Genomic DNA, 24,809 nt, shown 5'->3' on the forward strand with positions numbered 1-24,809 from the left:
CGATCAAGAGTCCGGTCCGGGGGAAGCCGGAAAACGACCTTAATGAGAGGCTTGCTGTGGAACGAGAGGTGAATCCGGGTCCGAAGCCGCGACGGTCTGACTCGGGCGCGAAGGATCGAGTCGGACGTAGGCTCGCACGCGAGGCGGGGGAGAGGCGTCCGGACGGTGAGGAGGCGCTTCTCAACATGGACATGATCCGGGAGCTGATGGCGCTCGACGATGGCGCGGGGGTGTTTTTCGGTGAACTCGTGAACGAGTTTCTTTCGCTCGCCGAGGAGCTGATCGCGCGGCTCGAAACGGCGGGCGCCGGAGGCGATGCGGCGGGATTCAAAGGCGCCGCGCACACACTGAAGGGGGCCGGTTTGAACATCGGCGCGCTCGCGCTGGGCATGCATTGCCGACGCATGGAGAAGTATGCGCCGGAAGCGGACGGAAAGGACCTGCAGCGGCTTCGGACGCTCTTCCACGAAACGAAGGCGGCCTTTACCCGGCTGCGTCAGGGCCCGGTACGGTGAACTGCGGGGAAGCCCTTCGAGACGAGATGGCATAAAAAAAGGCTTCGACGTGCGCGCCGAAGCCTTTTCTTGTTTACTCGGGCCCGGTTATGCTTCGACCGGGTCCACGTGCACGAAGCGGCGGTCATTGCGTCCGCGCGCAAAGCGCACCTTCCCCGGCGTGAGCGCGAAGAGCGAATCGTCGCCGCCGCGTCCGACGTTGGCGCCGGGGTGAAACTTGGTGCCCCGCTGGCGCACGATGATGCTGCCCGCCTTGACGAACTCGCCGCCGAAAGCTTTGATGCCGAGCATCTTGGGCTTGGAGTCCCGTCCGTTCTTGGTGGACCCCATTCCTTTCTTATGAGCCATTGCAACCTCTCGGTCTAATGGTGTATGTTCTTGCACATGGTCGCGCCGGGGCGCGTCAGATGGAGACGTCGTTGATCTCGATCTGCGTGTAGGGCTGGCGATGACCGCGTTTTACCTTGAAGCGCTTGCGGCGTTTCTTCTTGAAAACGAGCACCTTGTCGGCCTTCACGTGATCGAGCACTTTGGCTTCGACGGTGGCGCCTTCCACCGTCGGCGTGCCGACGTGCACCTCTTCGCCATTCGAAACGAGCAGGACGCGGTCGAAGGTGAGCGTTGCGTCTACCTCCTCCGGCCGACGGGGAACGTAGAGTTTGTCGTTCTTCCGTACCTTATACTGCTTGCCGGCTATTTCTACGATTGCGTACATGGTGTGCCTCTGCTTTGGGGCGCCGGAGGAAAAATCCGACGCGAGAGTGATTTCCCGAAACGAAAAAACTTTCAGCCCGCAAAAATAGGAAAATTTGTGTGCTGAGGCAATCCCAACGATCATGATGGAACTTTTGTTGCCTTCGCTCGGGCAAGGGGTGCGGGTGGGAAAACTGCTGTGTATCGGCAGAAATTATGCGAAACACGCTGCCGAGATGCAGAGCAACGTCCCGGAGGAACCCATTGTTTTCTTAAAACCTTCAACGTCGCTCGTCGGGAACGGCGGCTCGGTGCTGCTCCCGGAGCGATCCCGGGAGGTGCATCACGAGGTCGAACTGGTGGCGGTCATCGGTGTGGGGGGGAAGCGCATCCCGGAGGAGAAGGCGCTCGATCACGTGGATGCGTACGCCGTAGGGCTGGACATGACGGCTCGCGACCTTCAGGCCGTGGCCAAGCGAAAGGGGCTTCCGTGGAGCGTGGCGAAGGGGTTCGATACGTTTGCGCCGCTCGGCCCCCTCGTCGATGCCCGGCACATCCCCGACGCGCAGGATCTCGAAATACGCCTGGAGGTCAACGGGGAGGTGCGGCAGCACGGCCACACGCGCGACATGATGTTCTCGGTCGCCCGGCTCGTTTCATACTGTTCGGAGATTTTCACGCTCATGCCCGGCGACCTTCTCTATACGGGCACGCCCGAAGGCGTCGGGCCCGTGCGTGAAGGAGACGTTTTGGAAGCGCACATCACCGGTGTGCCGTCGCTGCGGGTGCGGGTGCGGCGGGAAAAGCGGTGACGGCGCTCCTCAGACGGTTGCGCGGGCGCGCCCGGTGTGCTCGGCAAGGAAGGCGTCGATGAGGGCGCGGGGCGAGCGGCGCGGGCGGAGAAGCTTCGGCGCAGCGCCCGGCGCGGCGGGCAAAAGCGCCTCGGCCGGAAGGGGGCGGAGGTTGTAGAGAGAAGCCATCGACAGGCCGTAAGCGCCCACATCGAGCACGGCCAGCACGTCGCCCTCCCTGATCTCGGCGATCTCCCGGTCGCGCGCGAAGTAGTCCCCGGACTCACAGATGTTGCCTACCACGTCATACGTCCGGGGAGGGGCGTCCGGGTTGGTGAGATTGACGACGTGGTGGTAGGCATCGTAGATCGCCGGGCGGATCAGGTGGTTCATGCCCGAATCCGTGCCCGCGAAGAGCCGACCGTTGGCGGCCTTGAGCGTGTTCACGCGCGTCAGAAGCACGCCCGCTTCGGCGACGAGATACCGTCCGGGTTCGAAAAGGAAGGTCAACGCGGTCGCCGGATGGGCGGCGCGAAAGGCTTTGAGGGGCTCGACGATGGCGCGGTGAAAGTTTTCGAGGTCGAGGGGCCGCTCGCCCGGTCGATACGGGACGCCGAATCCTCCGCCGAGGTTGATGAACGACAGTTCGTCGAAGGACTTCGCGGCTTCGAGGAGCACGCGGACGGCCTGCCAGATCAGCGACGTGCTCATGATGCCGCTCCCGATGTGCTGGTGCAGGCCCGCCGGCCGGAGATCGTGCTTGCGAAGGAGCGCCCGCACGCGGTCGAGGTCGGCCACCGGGATGCCGAATTTGGAACGCTCTCCGCCCGTGACGACGTGCGCGTGATGCCCACCGCCGACGGCCGGGTTCAGTCGCACGCAGACCTCCGCACCGGGGTAGGCTTCCCCGAACCGCGCCAGCCGGGACAGCTCCCCGATGTTGAGCATCACCCCTTGCGCGTGGGCCTCGTGCATCTCCTCGTCCGTCATATTGTTGGCGGAGAAGAGGATGCGCTCCGGAGGAAAGCCGATCCGCAGCGCCAACTCCATCTCTCCCGGCGAAACCACGTCGACGCCGAGCCCCTCTTCACGGATGATCTTCAGAATGGCCGGGTTCGCGTTGGCCTTCATCGCATAGAGCAGGCGGAGCGGCAGGCCCTTCAGGTGCTCCCGTAGCCGAGCGACCCGCGCACGCACCACGGCCTCGTCGTAAACGTACGTCGGCGTGCCGAAGGCTTCAGCCGCTTCGAGCAGACGGGAGGCGGTGGGCGGAAATTTGTCGTCTGGAGCGCGCATGCGAAAAGAGGCTTCGAAAAAGAGGGGGCTTTCTGCTGAAAAGTCGCCAAAATACAGGATGGGAAGCCCGACCTCAAGGCAGGATGGAAAATGAGGCGTTCCCGGGCGGCTTGTAGGTGGATACCCTACGAAAGGTCGGGAGAACACTTACGTGCCGGAAGGGGGAACACTCTCAATTTCTGATGCCGAATTCTTCGATCTTTGCGGAAAGTGAGGGAGGAGTGTGCGGCCCGGCTCATCCATGAGGAATTTCAGATCCATGACACGATCTCGGCGGGTATCCGACCCGAATCATCCTTCGCATGCAAGCTTCGGCTGGGCGCCCGGCATCGATATGGCGGAGACGGAGCGGGAGTACCTCATCAGTGTGGGGCTTCCCGGCGTTGAAAAAGAGGGGCTCGAGGTGACCTTCAGGGATCATTGCCTCACGGTGACGGGCGAGCGCCTACCGTCGCCGCGTCCATCGAGCGAGGCGCGCCGTTCGAAACCCGCGCTCGGGCGCTTCTATCGGGCCTTCTCGGTGCCCAAAGCCGTGCGCGTGGATCGGATTGAAGCCTCCTTCGAAGACGGAATTCTGACCATTAAAATTCCGAAACTGGAAAAGGATGCGCCGTTGCGCATCGACGTGCGGTGAGCGACCGGTCTATCCCAACGACCGACGCGTCCATCAAACGGAGGCGAACCATGAGCACACGGACACACGAAGCGGAGACGCCGACGAAACATGCCTGGCAGGTTGGGTCGGGCATGTTGCCCGGACTGATTCACGACCTCGACCGGCTCCGCGCCGAGGCCATGGGAGATCAGGCCCTCGACAAAAAGGTGAAGGAACTCATCGCGCTGGGCATTTCGGTGGCCGAGCGGAGCGAGACGAGCATCGCCTACCACGTGCACAATGCCCTCGCTGCCGGCGCCACTCGTGAGGAGATCGCCGAGACCGTCGGGGTGGCGATTTTCGTGGGGACGGAGCCGGCGGCCATCCAGGGGATCCAACTGCTCGAAGCGCTCGCCCGCGATGAGGTGGAAGAATACGCCCGGGGCGCTTTTCGTCCGGCCGCGCATCCGTATATGAGCCCTGATTAGGACCGGGACCGGACTTCGTCTCTCATTTGAAGAACCTGTGATTAGAGCAAACTCACTTGATCGAGGTCGGGGAATGGCTGATATTAAAGATAAAGGACTCCTAAAACCTGAATGGGTATGTTGCTCTCCAAAAGCTGCGAGTACGGGATTCGCACGGCGCTCTTTCTGGCGTCTCAACCGCAACAGGAGTTCATCCCGATTCATGTGATAGGAGAGATGCTCGGGGTCTCGTCCCACTTTCTGACCAAGATCCTTCAACACCTGACCCAGCAAGGCATCATGCAATCACTTCGAGGACCCAAAGGTGGAGTGGCCCTGGCGCGTTCGCCTTCCGAACTGCGCCTGCACGAGATCGTCATTGCCATCGACGGTCCGGGGCTGTTCACGGAGTGTGTGCTCGGGATGCCGGATTGCGGGGAAGGGCAGCCGTGCCCCTTGCACGAGCGATGGTCACAGGCCAGGGAGCAGGTGTTCGCCATGTTCTCCGAACTGACGCTGGAAGAACTGGGGCGGCGCATCGTCGAAGAAAATCTTCGCATCACCGACGTGACGTCCTCCAGCCTGATCCGGAACGCATGAATGCGATCCTGCCCGGGCTCCAGGGGAGGCCGGCTCCAATCAACGACTGAGTTACACAAACATGAACCACCAACTGAGACCAACCATGAAAAAGACATTCATCCTCTCCGGGCTGCTGGTTTTGGGCTTGCTGGGGCTTTCCGCCTGTGGCGGCGGAGAACAGGCGGGCGAAAACCAGGGCGGTCAGAAGGCAGCGGCCGACGCGTCCGGTCTGACGCAGGAGCAGATCGAGAAGGGCATCGGCCCGATCACCAGCGTCACCCTCGGTCCCATCGACGAGGCGCTGGCGGCGCGCGGAGCCGAGCTCTTCAAGGTGAAATGCACGGCCTGCCATAAGCTGGATTCCCGGTACATCGGTCCGCCCCTGGGCGATGTTACGGCCCGCCGCACGCCGGAGTTCATCATGAACATGATGCTCAATCCCGAGGAGATGATGCAAAAACATCCCGTGGTGAAGGAACTCCTGGCGCAGTACATGGCCCAGATGGCGAATCAGAGTCTCACGGAAGAGGAGGCCCGCGCCATTCTGGAATATCTGCGCAAGGTTGAAGCGGAAGGCGGATCCTCACAACCCTGATTCCACCCCACCCTCGTTCCCCGTTTGGTCAACCTTAGGAGGTAATACCTATGTCAAAATCCCACTATAAGAAACTCGGTTACGGATTATTTGTGCTGCTTTTCCTCGGTGCTTTCGGCGTGAATTGCACGGGCGCCGAGCAGGCCGGCAGCCGGAAAGCCGCCGCCGAGAAGGTGTATGTGGCGCCCGGTGAATACGACGAGTTCTACTCGTTCCTCTCCGGAGGATTCAGCGGAAACGTGACGGTGCACGGCCTTCCCTCGGGCCGCCTGCTCAAGACGATCCCCGTGTTCTCGCAGTTTCCCGAGAACGGATGGGGCTATACGGAAGAGACGAAGGCGATGCTGAACACGTCATGGGGCTTCCTGCCCTGGGACGACGCGCACCATCCCGAGCTTTCGCAGACCGACGGCGTGCCGGACGGACGGTGGCTCTTCATCAACGCGAACAACACGCCGCGTGTGGCTCGCATCGACCTGACGACGTTCGAGACCGACGAGATCGTCGAGATCCCGAACTCCGCCGGCAACCATGCCTCGCCGTTCATCACGCCGAACTCCGAGTACATCGTGGCTTCGACGCGCTTCAGCGTGCCGATCCCGCAGCGTGACATGTCCATCGACGAGTACAAGGACAATTTCAAGGGCACGATCAGCTTCATCAAGGCGGACGAACCCGGCAAGATGGACGTGGCCTTCCAGATCCTGGTGCCCGGCTACAACTACGACCTGGCGCATGCCGGCAAGGGTCCGTCCTTCGGCTGGGCGTTCTTCACGTCGTACAACACGGAGCAGGCCAACACGCTCCTCGAAGTAAACGCTTCGCAGAACGACAAGGACTTCGTCGCCGCCGTGCACTGGAAACGGGCCGAGGAGTGCCTGGCCGAAGGGAAAGGGAAGCGGATGTCGGGCAAGTACGTCCACAACTATCTGAACGAGGCGCGCATCGCCGTTTCGGAGCAGAAAGACGGCGTTACGGTGCTCTACCCGACCGACTGCGAAGGCCTGGTCTATTACCTGCCCACGCCCAAGTCGCCGCACGGCGTGGACGTGGACCCGAGCGGCGAGTACATCGTCGCGGGCGGCAAGCTGGCCACGGTCATCCCCGTGCACTCGTTCTCGAAAATGCTCAAAGCCATCGAAGACAAGGCTTTCGAGACGGAGGTCGACGGCATCCCGGTGCTCAAATACGACGCCGTGATCGCCGGTGAGGTGGAAAACCCGGGCCTCGGACCGCTCCACACCGAGTTCGACGGAAAGGGCTATGCCTACACGACGGCCTTCATCTCCTCCGAGATCGTGAAGTGGGAGCTCGGCACCTGGCAGGTGGTCGATCGCATCCCCGTCTACTACTCGGTCGGGCACCTCTCCATCCCCGGCGGCGACAGCCGCAAGCCGTGGGGCAAGTATCTCCTGGCCCTGAACAAGATCACCAAGGACCGCTATCTGCCCACCGGACCGGAACTGGCGCACGCGGCCCAGTTGATCGACATCTCCGGGGACAAGATGGAGATGCTCCTCGACTTCCCGACGATGGGCGAGCCGCACTATGGGCAGGCCCTGCCGGCAAGTCTGATCATGGACAAGCAGCTGAAGTTCTATCAACTGCAGGAGAACAATAACCCGGACGCCATCAAGAGTGAGAGCGAGGCGCGCGTGGAGCGTGACGGCAACGACGTGCACGTGTACATGACCACCATCCGCACGCACTTCACCCCGGACAACATCGAGGGCATCAAGCTGGGGGATACGGTGTACTTCCACGTGACGAACCTCGAACAGGACTGGGACGTGCCGCACGGCTTTGCCATGCTTGGCGCACGGAACGCGGAGTTGCTGATCATGCCGGGCGAGACCCGGACGCTGGTGTGGAAGCCGCAGCGGGTCGGTGTCTTCCCGTTCTACTGCACGGACTTCTGTTCGGCCCTCCACCAGGAGATGCAGGGATACATCCGCGTGTCTCCGCCCGGCGCGAACGTCCCGATCTCGTATGGAACCGGAAACTGATCTGAGTATGGCGCTCCGGTCGTGCGGAGGCGCGGACCCTCTCCGCACCGGTGGGCGGAGAGGGAAGGCCCTCCGCACGACCCGAGTCCATGCGTCATTCATTGGATGAGAGCTATGACCAAGCAATCGCGCACCCTGTTGATAATCGCGGTGCTGGCGCTGGGGATGATGTATCTTTTTCCGATCTGGAAGATCACGCTCGACGCGCCACAGTACCCCGAAGGGATCGGGATGTATATTCGGATCAACGACATCGAGGGCATCAAGCCCAACGATCTGGACAACATCAACGGTCTCAATCATTACATCGGCATGAAACGGATCGAGCCGGACTCGATCACCGAGTTGAAAGTGATGCCGTGGTTGATTGCCGCCCTGATGGCCTTCGGCCTTCTGGCGGCCTGGACCGGGAAACCCTGGATGCTCTACACCTGGACGGCCGCTTTCCTGATCATCGCCGTGGTGGGGCTGGTGGACTTCTACCTGTGGGAATACGACTACGGGCACAACCTCAATCCGCACGCGGCGATCAAGGTGCCGGGTATGAGCTATCAGCCGCCCCTGCTCGGCTCGAAACAGCTGCTCAACTTTACCGCCCACTCCTGGCCCGCCTTTGGCGGCTGGATGGCTTTTCTGGCGCTGGCGCTCGGTCTCACCGCCTCGTACCTGGAAATCAAGCGGCGGAAAAACAAGATTTCGGTGGTTTGAGATGATGCGTCGATGGACACGACTCTGGTTGCCGGCCGCGCTGATGGTCGTCGTAACGGCGTGCGAGCCGAAGCCGGAACCGATTCGCTATGGCGAAGACAACGGCGCCTATTGTATGATGACCATCACCGACCAACGCTTCGGGGCGGAACTGGTGACGAAGAAGGGCAAAGTCTACAAATTCGACTCCATCGAATGCCTCGCCGGATTCGTTCTCGACGGACAGGTTGCGCCCGAGGAGATCCACTCGCTCTGGGTCACGGATTTCGCCCATCCGCCCACACTCATCCGCGCCGAGGATGCCCTTTATCTCCACGGGGAGAACATCCGAAGCCCGATGGGAATGAACCTCGCGGCGTTCGCGAACCGGGCGGGTCTCGACGCCGTGCGCGAGCGGACCGGCGGCGAAGTGCTCGGATGGGATGAAGTGCTCGAACTGGTGAAGACCTCGCGTCCGGACGTCGAGCACGGGCACAAGGTCATGCAGATGCCCTAGACGGTTCCGAACCATGCGCACGAAGCACGTCATCCTGGTAGTCGTGATCCTGGTCCTCGCCTCGGCGTGTGCGGGCGCGCGGGCGCAGGACCTCGTCGTCGGTCCCGGCGGCTCGGTGACGACCCTTACGGAAGCGCTCGCGAGCGCGCACCCCGGCGACCGCATCGTCATCCGAGCGGGTGTCTATCGGGAGCCGACCCTCGTCGTCGACAAGCCGCTGACCCTCGTCGGTGAACCCGGCGCCATACTCGACGGGCAGGGGGACCGGCAGATCATGACCATCCTGGCCGACGGCGTGACCGTGCGCGGCCTCACCTTCCGAAACGTGGGCGTGAGTTATGTGGAGGACCGCGCCGGCATCAAGGTCAAAGAAGCGCGCAACTGCCTCATCGAAGGCAACCGCTTCGAAAACACTTTTTTCGCCGTGTATCTCGCGCAGACCGCCGATTGCCGGGTGGCCGACAATGAGATGGTCGGCACCTACACCCGCGAAGCCGCCTCGGGCAACGGCATCCACCTGTGGTACTGCAAGAACATCACCATCGAGCACAATCGCATCCACGGCCATCGGGACGGCATTTACATGGAGTTCGTCGAAGACTCCATCATCCGCAAGAATGAGAGTTGGAACAACCTCCGATACGGGCTCCACTTCATGTTCTCCGATCGAAGCCGGTATGAGCAGAACGTCTTCCGGGAAAACCGCGCGGGTGTCGCGGTGATGTACACCGATCAGGTGGAGATGGTCGGAAACACGTTCGAGCGGAACTGGGGCGGAGCTTCGTATGGGCTGCTCCTCAAAGAGATTCGGGACAGCCGGGTCGAAGGCAATCGCTTCGTCGAGAACACCACGGGGGTCTATGCCGAGAGCGTCAACCGGACCACCGTCGAGAACAATGTGTTCGAGGGGAACGGATGGGCGGTGAAGCTCATGTCGAGCTCGCAGGACAATCGATTTTTTCGGAACAACTTTATCGGGAACTCCTTCGACGTCTCGACGAGCAGTCGGCGCACGTCCAGCACGTTCGAGGAGAACTACTGGGACCGGTACGAGGGCTACGACCTCGACCGAGACGGCTACGGAGACGTGCCCTTCCACCCGGTGCGTCTCTTCTCGCTCATCGTCGAGCAGAACGAGCCGGCGCTGGTGTTGATGCGGAGCCTGTTCATCGATTTGCTCGACGCCGCCGAGCGGGTTTTCCCGGTGCTCACGCCGGAGACGCTCGTCGATGCGATGCCGAAGATGAAGCCGTATCCCGACCGGCCCTCCGGGGCGCCTTTTTCCACCACTGCACTCCCGAACCATGATTGACATTCAAGCCTTGAAGAAGCGCTTTGGGCCCCGAGAGGTGCTCAGGGGGCTCGACGCCCGCATCGAAAGCGGACGTGTGACGGCCATCGTGGGGCCGAACGGCGCGGGGAAGACGACGCTCATCAAGTGTCTCCTGGGCCTGACCCGCCCCGACGCCGGAAGCATCGAGATCGACGGGAAACGGCTCAACGGCGACTGGACCTATCGCTCAAAGATCGGCTATATGCCGCAGGCGGCGCGCTTCCCGGAGAACCTGACCGCGCGCGAGGTGATCCGCATGCACAAGGACCTGCGCGGCAACCCCGACGGGCTCGACGAAGGGTTGCTGCACGCCTTCTCGTTCACCGACGATCTCGACAAGCCGATCCGCACGCTCTCCGGCGGGACGCGCCAGAAGGTGAGCGCCGTCATCGCGTTCCTCTTTCGTCCGAACATCCTCATCCTCGACGAACCGACCGCCGGTCTCGATCCCATCGCGAGCAGCCGGCTCAAAGACAAGATTATCGAGGCGAAGGAGGCGGGCAAAACCGTCATTTTGACCTCGCACATCATGAGCGAGATCGAGGAGCTTTCGGATCACATCGTTTTCCTCCTCGAAGGCAAGATCTGCTTCGAGGGACCGCGGGACGAGATCAAGGCCGTCACGGGTGAGGAACGGCTCGAGCGCGCCATCGCGGCGCTTCTGGAGCAGCGCGCCGCCGGTCCGACCGGAGCGAAGGGGCTGCATCAGGCGATCGCCTCCCCGCTTTCCCGTAACGGACACACCTCCGTCGCCTCACCCTGAGGGGGCGCCATCCACCATTCGTCTTCCGACCGACCACGAGCGTCATCATGGACACTACGATCAAAATCGTCAAATACGAACTCAACGATGTTCTCCGGAGCAAGTGGGTGGCGTATTACGGGCTGTTTTTCTTCGTGCTCACGGAGGGACTGCTTCGTTTCAGCGGCGCGAACGTGAAGGCGCTCCTGAGCCTGGTCAACGTGGTGCTGTTGCTGATTCCGCTCGTGAGCATCCTCTTCGGGACGATGTATCTGTACAATGCGCGGGAGTTCGTGGAAATGCTTCTGGCGCAGCCGGTAAACCGGCGCTCGCTCTTTGCCGGGATGTTCAGCGGGCTCGCGCTGCCCCTGGCGATGAGCTTTGCCGCCGGTGTGGCCTTGCCGTTCCTCATGCGCGGCGGCGCCGGAGCGGGAACGGGCGCGCTCATCATGCTCCTCGTCACGGGCGTCTGGCTGACGCTCATCTTTGTCGCCCTGGCTTTTCTGATCGCCACCGCCTTCGTGGACCGCGTGAAGGGCCTCGGAACGGCCATCATCCTCTGGCTCTTCTTCACCGTGATCTACGACGGCGGCGTGCTCCTCTTCCTCGGCGCGTTTTCCGACTACCCCCTCGACAAACCCGTGCTCGCGCTGATGATGCTCAACCCCGTCGATCTGACGCGGGTGGCCCTGCTCATGAACTTCGACATCTCGGCGCTCATGGGATATACCGGCGCCGTCTTCCGGCAGTTCTTCGGCTCCGGCCTCGGGCTGGCGGTGGCCTTCGGAATGCTCGGTATCTGGCTCGCCGTACCCCTCTATGCCGGGCTGAGGCTCTTCGAAAAGCGGGACTTCTGACGCCCGGCGGCCTGTATGGGTGTAAGGGTGATCGGGACGGCGAGCGCGGCAAGCTCCCTGACGACGAACGAACGTGAGCCCGTGGACGCGCATGTTCAGGACGGCGAGGCTTCATCGGCGCTCGGGCCATAGATGGAGGGCACGGGCACGTCGAGCAGGCGCAGATAGACGCTCAGTTGTCCCCGGTGGTGCACCATGTGGTTGATGCCAAAGCTCCGGAGGACGACGCCCCTGGGCTGGGAAAAGATCACCTGATCGCCCCGTTTGAGGCTCCACGGGCGGCGCAGATCCGCATCTTCGAGGCGTTCGAATGCGGCGAAGAGCGCGTCCCGTCCGGCGTCGAAGTCACGCAGGAGTTCCTCCCGGCCGGAAGGGGGTTCGGGAGTGGGAGGAGCGGCGGCGGTGTCGTAAAAATCGTCCTCGATGATGGATCGCTGCCAGAAGAGCAGGTTGGAGAGATGGCCCGCGAGTTCGGCGAGACTCATCGACTTCTCGTGGGGTCTCCAGCCGAAATGCGCATCCGGCACACGTTCGAGAACGCGGCGCGTAGTGGCAATCTCTTGTTTCAAATCTCCGGCGGCGACCTGTTTCAGTGGGGGAGAAGACGACATGACAGTCTCGGGAGGATGGAGGGGTTGCGTGCGGAAACATACGCTCGTCGGGGGTGGCGCACAAGCCGGAAAGGCTGTCGCCTTCCGGGATGAGCGGTCAGGCGCCGGGGCGCGGGTTCCGATGACGCCTTGACCGCCTCGCGTTCCACGGGCTACGCGTCATCCCTGCATTTTGCGTCGGGGATTCCCTCACGCGGGTGCAAAAGCATTTCCCCACAAGGTCTCTCTACGCCGCCTGTCAACGGTGGGAAGAGAGACTTCGTATGCTCTAAATCAAAGCGAAGGACGTGAATATGCAAGTCGGTCTGGGAGGTGTATCATGTTGCGGATAAACAAAATATTAGTGGCGGAAGATTTCTCCGAGTGTTCGGATGCCGCGCTCGGCTTTGCGCTCGACCTGGCGCAGCGTCACGGGGCGGAAGTGCACGTGCTGTACGCACAGGTGCTCTATGGCGATCCGTTCGCGCCGTCGGCCTATCCCGCCCGGCACAACGAGCGGGTGCGTGAAGAGATGAAGAAGCGGGTGAACGCGCAGGCCGAAGCGGTGGGTTCCGTCGATCCCGAAGCGCTCGAACTCAAGTATACGGTGATGCGCGACGTTGCCGCCGCCCCGGCCATTCTCCGGTATGCGGAGGAGCATGACGTCGACCTCGTCGTGATGGGCACGCACGGGAAGCGCGGGCTGCGGCGGCTCCTCCTCGGGAGCGTGGCCGAAGAGGTCGTGCAAATGGCGAAGTGCCCGGTGCTCACCATCAGCGGCGGCGGGGAAGGCAAGCCGCCGTCGCCGACCATCCGGTCCATCGTCGCGCCGACGGACTTCTCCCAGCATGCCCTCGTGGCGCTGCGCTATGCGCGTGAACTGGCGGATTTCTACGACGCCCACCTCGACGTCGTCCACGTGGTCGAAGAAGCCGTTTATCCGGCTTTCTACAACGTGACGGCCTACTCGATCTATGACACGAAACCCGACCTCGAGGAGCAGGCCGAAAAGCAGTTGAAAAAACTTTATGAGGACACCTTCGGTCCGCCGAAGGACGTCAGCTTCCACGTGCTGACCGGACACGCCGCCCAGGCGATCACCGATTTCGCGCGGGAGCGCGAGCGCAGCATGATCGTGATGGCGACGCACGGCCTGACGGGCCTGGCGCACCTTTTCATCGGCAGTGTGGCCGAGAAGGTCGTCCGCACGGCGTCGTGTCCCGTCTTCACGGTGAAGAGCCTCGGCAAGTCTCTGCTCGAAGACGGCGAACCGGCCATGGCCGAGACCTCGGCCTGATCCTGAATCGTTCTCTGAGCATAGCCTGACAAAGGTGCGCGCCATGTTTCAGATCCGGAAAATACTGGTCCCGACGGATTACTCGAACTGTGCCGAAGCCGCCTTGATGCACGCCCTGCACTTGGCCGAGGCGCTCGGCGCCGAAGTGCACGTGCTCCACGTTGTGGAGGGGGGGATCGCGTATGATCATGATCGGATCATGCCGGAAGTCAGCGCCGATTTGGCCGGGGTCTACGCACGGCGTGAGCCGAGAGAGGAGACCGGAGGCGATGCGGATGCCTGCTGGAATGAGGTTCCCGTCCGCCGTATCGAGCGAGAAAGCATCGAGGCCACACCGGCAATCCTGGAGTATGGTCAGGAGCACGACGTCGACCTGATTGTGCTGGGCACGCACGGTCATCGCAGCGTGGATCGTTTCCTGAACGACGTGGAGGATCACTGGCCCATCGGGAAGACCGCCGAGCAGGTGATCAAACTCGCCGACCGGCCCGTGTTCACCGTAGGTCCGCGGAGCAGCCGCATGCCGGACCTGGTCGAACGCGTGCTGGCTCCGGTGGACTTCTCCGGGCACGCCCGGCGCGCGTTGTCCTACGCGAAGCATCTCGCATGGCTCTACGGCGTGCCGCTCCACGCGCTTCACGTCCTCGAGGGAGCCGAAGCCGGGGGAGCCGCCCCTTCGGAGGAGGCTGCGCTCGACGCGTTGAAGCAATTTTATGATTCGGCGGAAGGGCCGGAGGTCGAGATGCTTCCGGTGGTGCGGCGGGGCAGGCCGTCGCGGGAGATTTTGAAGGTTGCCGGTCGAGATCGGTCCGGCATCATCGTGCTGAGTTCACACGGGCGGAAAGGGCTGGACGAACGCCGGCTCGGCAAAGAGGCGGAACAGATCATCCGCGCCGCTCCGTGCCCTGTTTTCACCGACAAAGCCTTTGGCAAATCCCTGCTTCGAAGCGAGCCGAGCGAAAAGAATCTCAGGGACGATCCGCCGCCGGTCAAGGCCAGACCCAGACTCAGGAGCGCCGCCTCATGATGAACATCCGCACCATACTGTTTCCGACCGACTTCTCGATGTGCGCCGAGGGGGCGTTCACACAGGCGGCTTATCTCGCGGCCCGGTTCGACGCCGAACTTCACGTGCTGCACGTGATCGCTTCCGATGCCCTCGACTCGGACAGCCCGCTCTCGTTTTTTCCGTTGACCGAGGAAGAGGTGGCCGAACAGCTCCACCTCTCCACGGGCAAGCGGCTCGAAGCGGCCATCGAAGCAAGGAGGGACGACGGGGCGCGCGTGCGTTCGGCTTATGTGCAAAATCCGTCGGCTGCGGATGGGATCCTCGCTTATGCCGGGGCGCACGACATCGACCTCATCGTGATGGGCACGCATGGACGGCGGGGGATCAAGCGCCTTCTCCTGGGCAGTGTGGCCGAGAAGGTCATACGTTTTGCGACTTGCCCCGTGCTCACGGTGCGAGGCGTGAAGGATCCGATGCAAAAGCCCGAGATCCGCCGCATCCTCGCTCCGATCGACTTTTCGAAGCATTCATACCTGGCGCTGGCCTACGCGAGGGATCTGGCGGCCATCTACGGCGCTCATCTGGATCTTCTGCACGTCATCGAAGAGACGGCGCTTCCACAGGTCTACAGTGTGGAGCCGCCGCTCGTAGCCGTGCCGGAGGTGCGCGCCCGCGCCCGGGAAGCGCTTGAAGCCCTGGCGCGAGAGGCGGCGGAGGTGGGCGTCCCCACCGACGTTTTCGTCAGTGTGGGCTATCCCGTACACGAAATTCTGGACTTTGCCGAGACGCGGGGGCACGACCTGATCGTCATCGCCACGCACGGCCTGACGGGCATCAGGCACCTGCTCCTCGGCAGTGTCACGGAAAAGGTGATCCGGATGGCGCTCTGCCCCGTGTTCACCGTTCGAAGCTTCGGCAAGATGCTCCTCTCCGAGAAGGATCAGGTCGAAGCCCTTGCCGCGCTCGCTACGGAAGCGTCATCCGCACGAGCGTGATCCACATACCCGGTCAACCTTGAGCCATGGAGGTTGTCATGAATGCCCAGCTAGAAATAGATGCCCCCGAAATCCGGCCCGAAACGCCGGTGGAACGCGCGCGCGAACCACTGGTCCGGGAGGCCGCGCGTCGGTCCGAACCCGGGAAGGCGCGTCGGGGCGCCCCGTCTCGCTCCCCTTCGAGGACGAAGGGCTTCAAGCCGTACCGAAACCCGAAAGTCGATCTCCGTCGGAATTATAGTCTGTACATCGAGATCGGTCTCATCGCCTCCCTGCTTGTTCTGATCGCGCTTTTCCGCGCCCCGATGCGCCCGAAGGAAGAGGGCTTCAACATCGATCTGGCGACGCAGGAGGTGGTGCAGATGGAGGAGGTGACGCAGACCCATCAGGAGGTCAAGCCGCCGCCGCCGCCGCGCCCGCCGGTGCCCGTCGAGGTGCCGAACGACGTCGTCCTCGATGACGTGGAATTGAACCTCGACGCCACGCTGGACATGAACGAAGCGCTCAGCGAACTGCCGCCGCCGCCACCGCCGCCGAAGGAGGAAGAGCCGGCACAGGAAGAGGAAGCGGAGATCTTCGTGGTGGTCGAGGAGATGCCGGAGATCATCGGGGGGACGGCCCAGATCTACAAATTCCTCGAATATCCCGACATTGCGCGGAAGGCCGGCCTGGAAGGGCTCGTGGTGGTGCAGATCGTCGTCGAGCCTGACGGACGGCCTGCCAACCCCGTCGTAGCCCGTTCCGCCGGAGACGTGCTCGATAAGGCCGCTGTCGAAGCCGTGATGAAACTGCGCTTCAAGCCGGGCAAGCAACGCGGCGTGCCCGTGCGTGTGCGGATGGCGATCCCGATCCGCTTCCGTCTCCGGGACCTGAAACGCAAGGGGTGACCCGGTAGTATCAAATCGGCGAGGTCGGGAGAGCCGCGCTTCGGCCGGGGCAGCCGGGGATTGCCGGGCGCGTCGGCGGAAGCGTTTCTCCATCCGTCAGGAAAGAGGGCAGCGTCATGTTGCGGATCCAACGAATCCTTCATCCGACCGACTTCTCGGCGTGTGCGCACGCCGCGTTCGAGCATGCCCTCTACCTCGCGCGGAAGCATGGCTCCGAACTGCACGTGCTTCACGTCGCGCCGACCTTCGGTGAGGATCCGATCCGGGGCGCGTTCGAGAGCTCCATCGACGAGACGGCGTTCTTTAAGGCGCTCTGGGCCGAAGCCGACCGCGAGATGCGGGCGTTCATCGAGGGGCGCCCGCACGACGGCGTCGCGATCAAACGGGTGCATTCGCGGGGCGTCTCGGCGAAGGAAGTCATTCTGGAGTATGCGGAGCGGGAAGACATGGACCTCATCGTGATGGGGACGCACGGTCGGCGCGGGGTCAGACGAGCGTTGCTCGGGAGCGTCGCCGAGGCGGTCGTGCGGGAAGCCCGGTGCCCGGTGCTCACGGCGCACGCTCCGAAAGAGGAGGGCGCCCCGGTCGTCGAGGGGGTGCGGCACATTCTCGCCCCGTTCGATTTCTCCTTCCACTCGCGTGAGGCCTTGCGGTATGCCAAGGAACTCGCCGCGCTCTACGAGGCCCACCTCGACCTGCTGCACGTGATCCACTGGACCGCGTATCCCGATTTTTACAGCCTGTCACCGATGTCCCTCGAAACGCGCGAGCGGGATCTGGAGGGGGAGGCAAGGCGTGAGATGGAGGCTGCCTATGAGCTGGCGCCCGGTCCCAACGGCGCCGTCTCCTTTCACGCAGTGACGGGATATCCCGCCTATGAGATCCTCGCCTTCGCCGAGCGTCGGCCCTCCGACATGATCGTGATGGCGACGCACGGGCAGACCGGCCTTCGGCATTTCCTTGCCGGAAGTGTGACCGAGAAGGTCGTGCGAAGCGCGCCGTGCCCCGTCTTCACCGTGCGGAGTTTCGGCAAATCGCTGCTCTATCGTCCGGTTTCGGCGGAGGAGGAGCGCCAACAAAGAGAACCATCGAAATTGCATACCTGAGGAGGTACACCGCGATGCAAATCATCAAACACATACTGGTCCCAACCGATTTTTCCGAAGGGGCGGAGCAGGCGCTCGCCCTGGGGGTCGACCTGGCCAAACGCGCCGGGGCCACCCTCCACCTTTTTCACGTCATGGATCCGCTCGAAGGGGATCATTACAGCCCCCTGCAGTTCGCTCCCGAGGCACGGGCGCTCCAGAAGACCCCCGACGTGAGTGTGTATGAGATGCTCCAGAAAAGCATGGAGCCGTTCGACACGGAAGGGCTCCGGGTCGAGCTCGTCAAGCAGCGAAGCGCCCGCATCTCGCCTGCGATCACGCACTATGCAGAGCGGGAAAAGATCGACCTGATCATCATGGGCTCGCACGGCAGGGGCGGTTTCAAACGCCTGCTTCTCGGGAGTGTGACCGCCGAAGTGCTTCGGAATGCGCCGTGCTCCGTGCTCACCGTGCCCGAGAAAGAAGGCGTGAAGCCCGGGCAGGTCGCGAACATCCTCGTGCCGATCGATCTCTCGGACCATTCGACGGAGGTGCTCCGATGGGCGCGTGAACTCGGGCAAACCTATCATGCCCATCTCGACATCCTCCACGTCGTCGAGCCCTTCGCCTTCCCGACCTCGCTCACCGGCGTCAATACGATCTATGACATCGTTCCGAATCTGCATGCGAAGGTGGAGACGCGCATGAAGGAACTCGTCAGCGAGATCGGGGGCATGTCCGTCTCCTATAAATTCCACATCGCCGACGGCCATGCCGCCGGTACGATTCTCGACTTCGCGGAAGAGCTCTCCTCGGATCTCATCGTTCTCGGAACGAGAGGATTGTCCGGGACCGAGCGGTTCTTCATCGGGAGCGTGAGCGACCGCGTCGCCCGGTCGGCGCCGTGCCCGGTGCTGGCCACGCGGCAGAAGAAGGCGGAGAAGACCAAAGATGCCGAAGACGTTGCCGAAGCAACCGAGCCGGGCTGAGCCCGGCGCTTCGGTGGGGGCGTCGCCGGCTCCCGTCGGCGACGGGGCGGCCCCCGTGTGGAGCCTGCCGTGGACGGTCGTTGCCGAACGCCTGGGCGTGGACGTGACGCGAGGCCTCGACGCGGGCGAGGTGCGGCGGCGGCGGCAACGCTACGGCCCCAACCGGCTCCTCCGACGGAAAAAGCGGGCGGCGTGGCGGATCTTCGTCGATCAGTTCAAGAGCCTCATCGTTGGGCTCCTTCTGGCGGCTGCGGTCGTCTCCTTTCTCTTTGGAGAGACGATCGAAGGCCTGGCCATCGTGGTGGTGATTCTCATCAATGCCGTCCTCGGCTTCGCCACCGAGCTTCGGGCGGTGCGCTCGATGGAGGCGCTCTTCGCGCTCGGCGTCGTGCACACCCGCGTGCGGCGCGAAGGGCGCGTGACGGCCGTTCCGGCGGAAGACCTGGTGCCCGGCGATGTGGTCCTCGTCGAAGGGGGGGACGTGATCACGGCGGACCTCCGGCTCGTCGAAAGCTCGAAGCTCGAAGCCGACGAGTCGGTGCTCACGGGCGAGAGCCTGCCCGTCCCGAAGGACGTCCGGCCGGCGCCTCCGGAGGCGCCGCTCGCCGAGCGCTCGTGCATGCTCTTCAAGGGCACGGCGGTCACGCGCGGGTCGGCCACGGCCCTCGTGACGGCGACCGGCATGGCGACCGAGCTGGGCCGCATCTCGGCGCTCGTGGCGGAGGCGGAGGAGGAGGCCACCCCCCTCGAGAAGCGGCTGAACCGGCTCGGCAGGCGGCTGATCCACGTCACCCTCGCGCTCACGGCCGTCATCGCCGCGGTGGGGATGTGGGCGGGCAAGGACGCCTTCCTCATGATCGAGACCGCCCTCGCGCTCGCCGTGGCGACGATCCCCGAGGGCCTGCCCATCGTGGCCACGATAGCGCTGGCGCGGGGCATGCGCCTCATGGCGAAGAAGCACGCGCTCGTCAACCGCCTCTCCGCCGTCGAGACCCTCGGCGCGACGCACGTGATCTGCACCGACAAGACGGGGACGCTCACCGAAAATCGCATGACCGTCGCCCGCCTCGTGTTCGACGAGGGCGAGGAGGTGCTCGCCGAAACGTTCGGGAAGGACGGCATGCCGGTGACGCCGGACGAGCGCCGGGAACTGCGGGAGACGCTCGAGGTGATGGCGCTGTGCAACAATGCCTCGCTCCGGGACGGGCGCGAGGAAGGGGCTACGGGCGATCCGCTCGAAGTGGCGCTCCTCGTCGCGGCCGCCCGTGCCGGCATCGACCGGGAGCGGCTGATCCGATCGTTTCCGGAACGGCGTGAGGAAGCCTTCGACCCGGACCGGAAGCTCATGGCGACGTTTCATGAGACGGCGGAAGGCTTTCGGGTGGCGGTCAAGGGCGCGCCCGAGGCCGTCCTCGCCGCCGCGACCCACGTGGGGACGGAGGGCGGCCCTCGGCCCCTCGACGAGGCCGGGCGCAAGGCCTGGATGCGCCGGAACGAAGCGCTGGCCGCCGAAGGGTTTCGCGTGCTCGCCGTGGCCGAGAAGACGGTGGCGAATCTGGAGGCGGAGCCGTACGAAGCGCTCACCCTCCTCGCCCTCGTCGCGCTCCACGATCCGCCTCGCCGCGATGCGCGACCCGCCGTCGAAGCGTGCCGGGCCGCCGGGATCCGCGTCGTCATGGTGACGGGCGATCAGCCCGTGACGGCGCTGGCCGTCGCACGAGCCGTGGGCATCGCGGATGGGGACGTCGAGGTCATCCACGGCGCGGAGGCGCCGGACCTGACGGCGCTCTCGGAAGACGAGCGGAGACGCGTCCTCGAAGCGCCGATCTTCGCCCGCGTCACCCCGAAGCAAAAGCTCGACCTGATCGAACTGCATCAGCGGGCCGGGCGCATCGTGGCCATGACGGGCGACGGCGTCAATGATGCGCCCGCCCTCAAAAAGGCGGACATCGGGGTGGCGATGGGCAAACGCGGCACACAGGTCGCCCGAGAAGCCGCCGACATGGTGCTCGAAGACGATGCGTTCTCGACCATCGTCGCGGCCATCGAACAGGGGCGCATCATCTTCGGAAACATCCGGCGGTTCGTGTTTTACCTGATGTCGTGCAACGTGAGCGAGGTCATGGTCGTCGGTCTGGCTTCGGCGGCGGGCGCGCCCTTGCCCGTGCTTCCGCTTCAGATCCTCTTCCTGAACCTGGTCACGGACGTCTTTCCGGCGCTGGCGCTCGGCGTCGGGAAGGGTCCGTCGGACGTCATGCGTCGCCCCCCGAGGGCAGCGGACGAGCCGGTGCTCGGGCGGCGTCAGTGGTACGGGATCGCGGCCTACGGGGGGATGATCACCACCTCCGTGCTCGGCTCGCTCTTTCTGGCACGGACGGCGTTGTCGATGCCGGCCGGGGCCGCCGTCACCGTCTCTTTCCTCACGCTCGCGCTGGCGCAACTCTGGCACGTCTTCAACATGCGCGGTCGGCGGGAGGGCCTGTGGGTGAACGAAGTGACGCGAAATCCGTACGTGTGGGCGGCCCTCGCGCTGTGCGTCGGGCTCCTTCTCGCCGCCGTGTACGTGCCCGGGCTTGCCGGGGTGCTCCGCATCGAGGCGCCCGACGGACGCGCGTGGCTGCTCATCCTCCTGATGAGCCTGCTGCCGACGGTGGTCGGCGCCGCGTGGAACGGATGGCGGAGGCGCGCCGACGGGTCGTGAGACCGCCGCGAGGGGGCGCCGTCCGTGAGGGCGCAGACGCCCGACCGAATACAAACAATTTGAACGCGATGACACGAATTCTTCTGGTGGAAGACGAGCCGGACGTCGCCTCCTTCATCCGGCAGGGGCTGGACGAGGAAGGGTATGCGGTGACGTGGGTGAGCACGGGGCGGGGAGCGCTCGAACACCTTCGGGAAGAGGCTGCCGACCTCGTTCTGCTCGACGTACAGCTCCCGGACATGACGGGCCTGGAGGTGTGTCGCCGCCTGCGCATCGTACGGCCGACCCTCCCGGTGATGATGCTGACGGCGCTCGACGCGGTGGAGGACAAGGTGCGCGGTTTGCGCGCGGGGGCGGACGACTACCTGCCCAAGCCCTTCGCCTTCGTCGAACTGCTCGCGCGAACGGAAGCGCTCCTCCGGCGCGCCCGGAACACGCCGTACGAGGGACTCTTCCGGGACGGCGCGCTCACGCTCGATCCCGTGGCGCACACGTGCCGGTGCGGGGCGCGGGCGCTCTCGCTCACCCCCAGAGAGTTCGACCTCCTGGCCTTCTTCCTCGGGCGGCGCAACGAAGCCCTCAGCCGTGAAGTGATCCATCGGGAGGTGTGGGGGCACGACTTCGACCGGGGCACGAACCTCATCGACGTATACGTGAACTACCTCCGCCACAAACTCGCCGAGGTCGGGTGCGCCGCGCGCATCGAGACGGTGCGGGGGGTCGGCTACCGGTACGTGCCTGCCGGGGAGGTCGCCGATGCCTGAGGCCGCCCCTCCCTCGCGCGCCGCCGCTCCCGTCGCGCGACCGTCGTTCCGGCGCCGGCTGCTCGGGCGCGTCGGCCCGACCCTCGTGCTCGTGCTCGCCGTGCTCTGCCTCCTGGTGTGGGGCATCGCCTATGCCACGCTCAACCACACCGCCAACGATCTCGTCGAACGCGAGATCGAAGAGGTGATCTCGGAGATCCTCACCCCCTCGGGTGCGCTCCTGGTGGACCGTTATTTCTGGGACGAACCGCATCATCTGTTTATCGAGCGTCGCTTCGATCCGCTCTTTCTTCAGGTCTTCGACGGGCAAGGACGCCTGCTGCGCGCCTCCAAAAACATCGAACGACTGTCGCCGCCCCACTATCCCGATCGGCTCCTGGACGTTTCCGGGACGATCCTGATCTCGAAGTTGCATCGCTTCCGGGTGGGGGAGATGGACCTGTATCACATCACGCGTCCGGTGGAAGGGCCGGACGGGCAGACGGTCGGCTACGTTCAGGTGGGCCGGTTCGTGCCGGACACCGCCTCGCTGCTGCGGCCCCTGGCCTTCTTCCTCGTCGGGCTCTTTCTCTTTTTCTCGATGGTGCTCCTCTGGCTCATAGGCGTCTCGGCGGGGCGGGTGCTTCGGCCCCTCGAACACATCACTGCCTTTGCGCAGTCGATCACCTCCCGGCAACTCGGCGCCCGCGTGGCCGTGCCGCCCGATGCCGACCGGGAGACGGCCCTTCTCGCCGACGTGATGAACGAGACGCTGGACCGGCTCGAAGACGCTTTCGAGGAGATGCGACGGTTCACGTCGAATGCGGCGCACGAGCTTCAGACGCCGCTCACGGTCTTGCGCGGGCACGTCGAGATCGCGCTTCGGCGGGCGCGGTCGCCGGAAGCCTACCGGGAGACGCTGCGCCTCCTCGACACCCGCCTCTCGGAACTGACGCGCACGGTGCGCGCGCTGCTCATGCTGGCCCGTCTCGATCGTTCCGACGCGCTGCCCACGGAGCGCGTCGACCTCGCGGCCCTCGTGCGGGAGGAGGGAGAAGCCTTCGCGCCCGGCGCCCGCGAAAGGGGGCTGGCGCTCACGATCGAGGCGAACGGGGAAGCCTGGGTCGACGGGCAGCCGGACCTGCTCCGTGAGATCGTGCGCAATCTGCTCGACAACGCGCTCAAATACACGACCGAGGGGCGCGTCGAGGTGCGGGTGACGGGCGGCGATCCGGTCGTTCTCTCGGTGGCGGACACCGGGCCCGGCATTGCGCCCGAATACACGCCGCTCGTGTGGAACCGGTTCTTCCGCGTGCCCGGCGTTCAGCGGGTGCAGGTCGGTGGGAGCGGCCTCGGCCTCTCCATCGTCCGGCAGATCGTGTTCCGCCATGGGGGCAACGTCTCGGTTGCTTCGGAGCCCGGCACGGGCGCGCGCTTCGACGTGATGCTGCCGGGTTGGAATTCAGGGAAATGAATGCGCTGAAATAAATCTCGATAAATCTGCGCAAACCCCGGACGGTTCTCACGGTTTTCTAATGCATCTCTCATCGTCCTCTCACGATCTTTGGCAGGGCGCACCGGTATATCCCGTGCGACGAATCGAACCAGGATCTTTACACGGGGATCATGAGAAAGACACGGATGGGTGCGAGGGTATGGGGGGGGTGGCTTCTCGCGCTGGGGCTTGCCGCATGCGGTGAGCCCACCGAGCCGCCGGTCACGCCTCCACCGCCTTCCTCTGCCGGAGTTTCCCTCACCGACGTCCGAGTGATCGAACTGACGCCCGAGCAGGCCGCCGAGCTTCGGATCGAGACGGACACGGTGCGGCTGCGGCCGCTGAGCTACACGGTCGCCCTCCCCGGCGAGGTCTATCCGGCGCCCGGCTTCTTCGCGCGGGTGAGCGCGCCCATCAGCGGGCGGGTGGTGCGGGTCACGGCGCACGAAGGCGAGCCCGTGCGGCGCGGGCAGGTGCTGCTCGAACTCGAAAGCCTCGAATTCGCGAACCTCGCCGCCGAATATCTCCAGGCTCGCGCGGAGGAAACGTACCGACGTGCGCAGGTCGAGCGGCTGGCCACGCTCGTGGAGAAAAAGATCAGCCCCCGCGCCGCGCTCGACAAGGCGCAGGCCGACCTCGCCCGCGCCGGCGCCGCCGTGAGCGCCGCCTACGCCCGGTTGCGCGCGCTCAACATCACCGAAGCGCAACTCGAAGCGTGGACGGCGGGGGAGACCACGCGTCCCGTGCTGCCGATCCACGCGCCCATCTCCGGCATCATCGATGCGCACGACATCGACCTGGGGCAGTCCGTGGAAGCCTATGCCCCGATGATGTCCATTCTCAACCCCGAGGAGGTGCTCATCAAAGGGTTCGTCTCGCCCGAAGACGCGCCCCTTTTGCGTCCGGGCGATCCCGTGCGAGTCGGCGGGCAGCCCTTCGAGCGCGAGGACCTTCGGGCCGCCGTCACCACCATCAACCCCGCCCTCGACCCGGCGAACAAGTCGGTGACGGTCAACATCCGCGTGAAGACGCGGCGCGGGTGGCCGAAGCCGGGCCAGAACGTGCGCCTCACCCTCCGCATCGGCTCCGATGCGCCGGCGATCCGGATTCCGCTGTCGGCAGTTGTGTATGAGGGGGAGCAGCCCGTCGTTTTCGTCAGGAAGCGCGAGACGACGTACGAGCGGAGGCCCATCACCGTCAGTCGCATCACGAGCGACGAAGTGATCGTGGGCGAGGGGCTGCGGGAAGGCGAGCAGATCGCCGTCTCCCAGTTGTTCAGCCTGAAAGCGATCGGCCGCTTCGAGCAATACGCCGAATAACACCGGGCTTTCTTCGGACGGCG

At 64.3% G+C, this 24,809-nt stretch carries 26 protein-coding genes; 22 read left to right on the forward strand and 4 right to left on the reverse strand.

The window, feature by feature from the left end; genetic code table 11:
• Window positions 1-185: 185 nt before the first annotated feature.
• Window positions 186-515, forward strand: a complete 330-nt coding sequence (locus AC1HIY_RS08880; protein WP_479576371.1) for an Hpt domain-containing protein — start codon at window positions 186-188, stop codon at window positions 513-515.
• An 87-nt stretch (window positions 516-602) separates the two neighbouring features.
• Here AC1HIY_RS08880 and rpmA read toward each other — a convergent pair whose 3' ends face one another.
• Window positions 603-863: a 50S ribosomal protein L27 gene (gene rpmA, locus AC1HIY_RS08885; RefSeq protein ID WP_479576372.1), complete on the reverse strand. Its 261-nt coding sequence runs from the start codon at window positions 861-863 to the stop codon at window positions 603-605.
• A 55-nt stretch (window positions 864-918) separates the two neighbouring features.
• Entirely contained in the window at window positions 919-1,230 is a 312-nt protein-coding gene (gene rplU / locus AC1HIY_RS08890) for a 50S ribosomal protein L21 (RefSeq protein WP_479576373.1), read from the reverse strand.
• 124 nt (window positions 1,231-1,354) lie between these two features.
• Between rplU and AC1HIY_RS08895 the strand changes: the two genes are divergently transcribed.
• Entirely contained in the window at window positions 1,355-2,020 is a 666-nt protein-coding gene (locus AC1HIY_RS08895; RefSeq protein ID WP_479576418.1) for a fumarylacetoacetate hydrolase family protein, read from the forward strand.
• 9 nt (window positions 2,021-2,029) lie between these two features.
• On the opposite strand, the gene lysA is transcribed toward AC1HIY_RS08895, so the two are convergent.
• Entirely contained in the window at window positions 2,030-3,295 is a 1,266-nt protein-coding gene (gene lysA, locus AC1HIY_RS08900; RefSeq protein ID WP_479576374.1) for a diaminopimelate decarboxylase, read from the reverse strand.
• 259 nt (window positions 3,296-3,554) lie between these two features.
• Between lysA and AC1HIY_RS08905 the strand changes: the two genes are divergently transcribed.
• The 10 genes from AC1HIY_RS08905 (at window position 3,555) to AC1HIY_RS08950 (ending at window position 11,676) form a co-directional block, all read left to right on the forward strand.
• Entirely contained in the window at window positions 3,555-3,929 is a 375-nt protein-coding gene (locus tag AC1HIY_RS08905) for an Hsp20/alpha crystallin family protein (RefSeq protein ID WP_479576375.1), read from the forward strand.
• Window positions 3,930-3,979: 50 nt separating this feature from the next.
• Entirely contained in the window at window positions 3,980-4,378 is a 399-nt protein-coding gene (locus AC1HIY_RS08910; protein ID WP_479576376.1) for a carboxymuconolactone decarboxylase family protein, read from the forward strand.
• A 117-nt stretch (window positions 4,379-4,495) separates the two neighbouring features.
• Complete coding sequence (locus AC1HIY_RS08915; protein WP_479576377.1) at window positions 4,496-4,957, forward strand: RrF2 family transcriptional regulator; 462 nt, start codon at window positions 4,496-4,498, stop codon at window positions 4,955-4,957.
• An 85-nt stretch (window positions 4,958-5,042) separates the two neighbouring features.
• Entirely contained in the window at window positions 5,043-5,534 is a 492-nt protein-coding gene (locus tag AC1HIY_RS08920) for a c-type cytochrome (protein ID WP_479576378.1), read from the forward strand.
• Between the two features lie 50 nt (window positions 5,535-5,584).
• Window positions 5,585-7,540: a Sec-dependent nitrous-oxide reductase gene (gene nosZ / locus AC1HIY_RS08925; protein ID WP_479576379.1), complete on the forward strand. Its 1,956-nt coding sequence runs from the start codon at window positions 5,585-5,587 to the stop codon at window positions 7,538-7,540.
• Between the two features lie 114 nt (window positions 7,541-7,654).
• On the forward strand, window positions 7,655-8,248 hold the full coding sequence (locus AC1HIY_RS08930; RefSeq protein WP_479576380.1) for a hypothetical protein: 594 nt from the start codon (window positions 7,655-7,657) through the stop codon (window positions 8,246-8,248).
• Window positions 8,249-8,252: 4 nt separating this feature from the next.
• Window positions 8,253-8,744, forward strand: coding sequence for a nitrous oxide reductase accessory protein NosL (locus AC1HIY_RS08935; RefSeq protein WP_479576381.1), 492 nt, complete (start codon window positions 8,253-8,255; stop codon window positions 8,742-8,744).
• Between the two features lie 13 nt (window positions 8,745-8,757).
• Window positions 8,758-10,056 (forward strand): nitrous oxide reductase family maturation protein NosD, encoded by a 1,299-nt coding sequence (locus AC1HIY_RS08940; protein WP_479576382.1) that lies wholly within the window; start codon window positions 8,758-8,760, stop codon window positions 10,054-10,056.
• Window positions 10,049-10,840 carry an ABC transporter ATP-binding protein gene (locus AC1HIY_RS08945; protein WP_479576383.1) on the forward strand — a complete coding sequence of 264 codons (792 nt, stop codon included), beginning with the start codon at window positions 10,049-10,051 and terminating at the stop codon, window positions 10,838-10,840. Before AC1HIY_RS08940 ends, AC1HIY_RS08945 begins: the two co-directional genes overlap by 8 nt.
• A gap of 47 nt (window positions 10,841-10,887) precedes the next feature.
• A complete protein-coding gene (locus tag AC1HIY_RS08950) occupies window positions 10,888-11,676 on the forward strand; it encodes an ABC transporter permease subunit (RefSeq protein ID WP_479576384.1) in 789 nt (262 codons plus the stop codon).
• Between the two features lie 95 nt (window positions 11,677-11,771).
• Here the strand turns inward: AC1HIY_RS08950 and AC1HIY_RS08955 are convergent, their stop codons facing one another.
• The gene (locus AC1HIY_RS08955) at window positions 11,772-12,287 is read right to left on the reverse strand and encodes a DinB family protein (protein ID WP_479576385.1); all 516 of its coding nucleotides are present in this window, start codon (window positions 12,285-12,287) and stop codon (window positions 11,772-11,774) included.
• Window positions 12,288-12,606: 319 nt separating this feature from the next.
• On the opposite strand from AC1HIY_RS08955, the gene AC1HIY_RS08960 reads away from it, so the two are divergent.
• The 10 genes from AC1HIY_RS08960 (at window position 12,607) to AC1HIY_RS09005 (ending at window position 24,786) form a co-directional block, all read left to right on the forward strand.
• The gene (locus AC1HIY_RS08960; RefSeq protein WP_479576386.1) at window positions 12,607-13,563 is read left to right on the forward strand and encodes a universal stress protein; all 957 of its coding nucleotides are present in this window, start codon (window positions 12,607-12,609) and stop codon (window positions 13,561-13,563) included.
• Window positions 13,564-13,606: 43 nt separating this feature from the next.
• Window positions 13,607-14,590, forward strand: coding sequence for a universal stress protein (locus AC1HIY_RS08965; protein WP_479576387.1), 984 nt, complete (start codon window positions 13,607-13,609; stop codon window positions 14,588-14,590).
• Entirely contained in the window at window positions 14,587-15,567 is a 981-nt protein-coding gene (locus AC1HIY_RS08970; protein ID WP_479576388.1) for a universal stress protein, read from the forward strand. Before AC1HIY_RS08965 ends, AC1HIY_RS08970 begins: the two co-directional genes overlap by 4 nt.
• A 38-nt stretch (window positions 15,568-15,605) precedes the next feature.
• Window positions 15,606-16,454: an energy transducer TonB gene (locus AC1HIY_RS08975; RefSeq protein WP_479576389.1), complete on the forward strand. Its 849-nt coding sequence runs from the start codon at window positions 15,606-15,608 to the stop codon at window positions 16,452-16,454.
• Window positions 16,455-16,570: 116 nt separating this feature from the next.
• The gene (locus AC1HIY_RS08980) at window positions 16,571-17,560 is read left to right on the forward strand and encodes a universal stress protein (RefSeq protein WP_479576390.1); all 990 of its coding nucleotides are present in this window, start codon (window positions 16,571-16,573) and stop codon (window positions 17,558-17,560) included.
• A gap of 14 nt (window positions 17,561-17,574) precedes the next feature.
• Entirely contained in the window at window positions 17,575-18,528 is a 954-nt protein-coding gene (locus AC1HIY_RS08985) for a universal stress protein (protein WP_479576391.1), read from the forward strand.
• Window positions 18,491-21,229 carry a cation-translocating P-type ATPase gene (locus AC1HIY_RS08990; RefSeq protein WP_479576392.1) on the forward strand — a complete coding sequence of 913 codons (2,739 nt, stop codon included), beginning with the start codon at window positions 18,491-18,493 and terminating at the stop codon, window positions 21,227-21,229. Before AC1HIY_RS08985 ends, AC1HIY_RS08990 begins: the two co-directional genes overlap by 38 nt.
• Window positions 21,230-21,297: 68 nt before the next feature.
• On the forward strand, window positions 21,298-21,993 hold the full coding sequence (locus tag AC1HIY_RS08995) for a response regulator transcription factor (RefSeq protein WP_479576393.1): 696 nt from the start codon (window positions 21,298-21,300) through the stop codon (window positions 21,991-21,993).
• Window positions 21,986-23,446 (forward strand): sensor histidine kinase, encoded by a 1,461-nt coding sequence (locus tag AC1HIY_RS09000; RefSeq protein ID WP_479576394.1) that lies wholly within the window; start codon window positions 21,986-21,988, stop codon window positions 23,444-23,446. The genes AC1HIY_RS08995 and AC1HIY_RS09000 overlap by 8 nt, the downstream gene beginning before the upstream one ends.
• A 293-nt stretch (window positions 23,447-23,739) precedes the next feature.
• The gene (locus AC1HIY_RS09005; RefSeq protein WP_479576395.1) at window positions 23,740-24,786 is read left to right on the forward strand and encodes an efflux RND transporter periplasmic adaptor subunit; all 1,047 of its coding nucleotides are present in this window, start codon (window positions 23,740-23,742) and stop codon (window positions 24,784-24,786) included.
• Window positions 24,787-24,809: the final 23 nt, after the last annotated feature.

The sequence above is a fragment of the Rhodocaloribacter sp. genome, from assembly GCF_056451265.1.